This is a genomic window from Neorhizobium sp. SHOUNA12A (assembly GCF_023006505.1).
Lineage (GTDB): Bacteria > Pseudomonadota > Alphaproteobacteria > Rhizobiales > Rhizobiaceae > Neorhizobium.
In genome coordinates this window covers 1-2,585 of sequence record NZ_JALBGV010000182.1, presented here as the reverse complement: position 1 = coordinate 2,585, position 2,585 = coordinate 1, and the positions used below count along the sequence as shown (strand labels likewise).

Below are 2,585 nucleotides of genomic sequence, written 5' to 3'. Positions count from 1 at the left end.
GTAAGCGCGATTTTCCATGCACATTGACGTAGGCGGTATCTCTGAACCAGCCCCTTTCGCGAAGCGATATCCGGGTCTGTCAGGCAGCGGAGGCTTTGGAGAAGTTGAACGGCAGCAGGTCGCCGATGTCGGCGGCTTCTTCGCGCTGAGGCAACTCAGCAAGCACGTGGCGTAGCCAGGTGAGTGGGTCGACGCCACAGGCGCGGCAGGTCAGCATCAGACTGTAGATCACGGCGCTGGCCCTGGCTCCGTCAGCGGTATCGCTGAACAGCCACGATTTTCTTCCGGTCGCAAAAACTCTGATGTCGCGTTCCAGAATGTTGTTATCGATCGGGATCCTGCCGTCGCTGATGTAGCGCGTCAGGTAATCCCATTGGTTCAGGGTGTAGGACACGGCATCGCCTAGCTTGGTATCCGGCACGACCTTCGGCGCGATATTGTCGAGCCACGTCTTTAGGGCGATGAGGACAGGCAAGCTGTGCTGTTGCCGGAAACGACGAATGCAATCGGCCTGCGTTTCACCGGCGTCGGGCGTTTGGTCTCTTGCCTGCTTTTCGATACGGTAGAGCTGCTCGAAGAACCGGAGCGCCTGTTCCGGCGGTCCGCCTCCATTCTTCCGGGTTTTGAGAGCCTCGACGAAGCGCCGCCGGGAATGGGCCATGCATCCGACATGGGTTGCGCCATGCAATGTGCGCCATGCGGTGTATCCATCGGTCACCAATATGCCGCTATAGTTACCGAGAAAGGTCTGCGGGTGGACCTGGCCGCGGCCCTGTTGATAGTCGAGAAGCACGATTGGCTCCTCACTATCGTCGCTGCTGCGATACGCCCACATGTAAGATGTGCTGGTGGCTTCCTTGTCTTTTTCCTTCAAGACCTGAACTGTCGTCTCGTCACCATGAATGAGAGGCTGCGACTGAAGCCGCAATCTCAGCGCATCGTAGATGCGACGCAAATGCCTCTCGCTCGAACCGATCACCCAGTGCGCGAGAGCACCTCGGCTGATCGGTACGCCGGCCCGTTCGAACGTTTGCGCCACGCGGTAGAGCGGCGTGCCGTCGACATATTTGTGGACGAGTGCGAAGGCCAGCGTGGAGGCGGTGGCGATGCTGCCCGGCAATGGTTGCGGCGGCATCGGTGCGATCACGACAGGTGTGTTGATGCCGGTGCGGTCGCAATGGCGGCAGGCGTATTTGAACCGCACATTCTGCAGAACCTTAGCCTTGACCTCGATATGAAGCTGCTCGGTAATGGCCTCGCCCATGCGATGCATTTGACTGTCGCAGCAAGGGCAAACTTTCCGATCGTCGGGAAGGTCGTATTCGACACGCTCGCGGGGCAGGTCTTCTGGCAGAGGTCTGCGGCCCCGCTTTTTACCCGCGGCACTTTCGACTGCAGGCAGGCCTGTATCCGGGAGATCGGCGACGTCGTCGCCATGATCAGGATCATCCTCGTCTGCGGCCTCTTCGGCTTCGTTGAAGAGGCGATCGACGTGCTTTTCGCTGCGGGGTGCAAACCGATGCAGCCTTGCGAGTGCCAGTTCCTCTTCCAGCTTGACGACCCGCCGTGACAGCGCTTCCTTCTCGGCTTTGAGCGCAGCGATTTCGGCAGCACTTGCCGCCAACTGCGCCATCAGCTCTGCAACATCAGGTTCGCCGGTTTGGGTCATCCCAGTTTTGAATCTGAACCGCGTCGCCGCGTCAACAGATCAACACGCCACCTCAGCCAGCGATCTGATATTGCCGCACGGGATGGCGGATCATCGCATCGATATCGATCCCGTCGAGAATCCAGTGCAGTTGCTCGGTCGTCAGTCTAACCACCGGCACCTCTCGGCGCGGCCATCGGAACTTGTCTTCCGTCAACCGCTTCAGGATCAACACAAAGCCCGAGCGATCAAAGAACAGCAGCTTCACCCTATCCCGACGGCGGTTGCAGAAGGCAAACACCGCCGGAGCAAACGGGTCCAGTGCCATCGTCTCCTGGACCAGGACCGCAAGGCTATTGATGCCTGCCCGAAAGTCGATCGGTTCGCGATGCAGGTAGACCTTGAGATCAGCGCCCAGTCTGAACATGACCCAACGCTCCGATTATCGCCGTCAATCCGCTGAGATCATTGCACTCCAGCGTCAGTCTCACACCATTGGGCAGGGACGCGCTCACCTTTGCTGGAGAGGAAAGCGGGCCGTTCCTGTCCATTCCCGGCAATCGCTCTTCGCGATCCGCGGCAGGCATCTCAATGTCGAACTCCCTGCTCGGGGCGGCGACCTGAACGGGGATAAACGCAGATGTCGAAGACGGCGATAATGGATGGGCTTGGGTGTGCTTCCTGATCCATTTCCAAACGAGGTTCGCATTGACCCCGTGTTCTCGCGCTAGTTTCGATACCGATGCGCCGGGCTCAAGGCAGGCAGCAACAAGGCGATCCTTCGACCCTTGATCGAAGCGGCGTCTTCCATTCAGACCGACCAGCCGTACCGCGAGTTTTTGACCTTCATCCATAACTTGGTGTCCACCTCTTTTAAGTGGACACCACATGCCAAAGCTCACTCAAATACAGAAGGTGCGGAGAAATTCGCGCTTAC

General features: G+C 58.8%; 3 protein-coding genes. All 3 read right to left on the bottom strand.

What is annotated here, in order from left to right; genetic code table 11:
• Nucleotides 1-79 precede the first annotated feature (79 nt).
• From tnpC to tnpA, 3 genes are read right to left on the bottom strand one after another with little or no spacing between them, the layout of a single operon-like run.
• Nucleotides 80-1,669 carry an IS66 family transposase gene (gene tnpC / locus MOV63_RS32345; RefSeq protein WP_247039827.1) on the bottom strand — a complete coding sequence of 530 codons (1,590 nt, stop codon included), beginning with the start codon at nt 1,667-1,669 and terminating at the stop codon, nt 80-82.
• A 52-nt stretch (nt 1,670-1,721) separates the two neighbouring features.
• On the bottom strand, nt 1,722-2,075 hold the full coding sequence (gene tnpB / locus MOV63_RS32340) for an IS66 family insertion sequence element accessory protein TnpB (RefSeq protein WP_130827563.1): 354 nt from the start codon (nt 2,073-2,075) through the stop codon (nt 1,722-1,724).
• Entirely contained in the window at nt 2,056-2,502 is a 447-nt protein-coding gene (gene tnpA / locus MOV63_RS32335; RefSeq protein ID WP_163982726.1) for an IS66-like element accessory protein TnpA, read from the bottom strand. Before tnpA ends, tnpB begins: the two co-directional genes overlap by 20 nt.
• Between the last annotated feature and the right edge of the window lie 83 nt (nt 2,503-2,585).

Excerpts from the sequence above, each read along its gene's own strand:
- tnpB (WP_130827563.1), bottom strand. The coding sequence starts at position 2,075 with ATGTTCAGACTGGGCGCTGATCTCAAGGTCTACCTGCATCGCGAACCG.
- tnpC (WP_247039827.1), bottom strand. The coding sequence starts at position 1,669 with ATGACCCAAACCGGCGAACCTGATGTTGCAGAGCTGATGGCGCAGTTG.
- tnpA (WP_163982726.1), bottom strand. The coding sequence starts at position 2,502 with ATGGATGAAGGTCAAAAACTCGCGGTACGGCTGGTCGGTCTGAATGGA.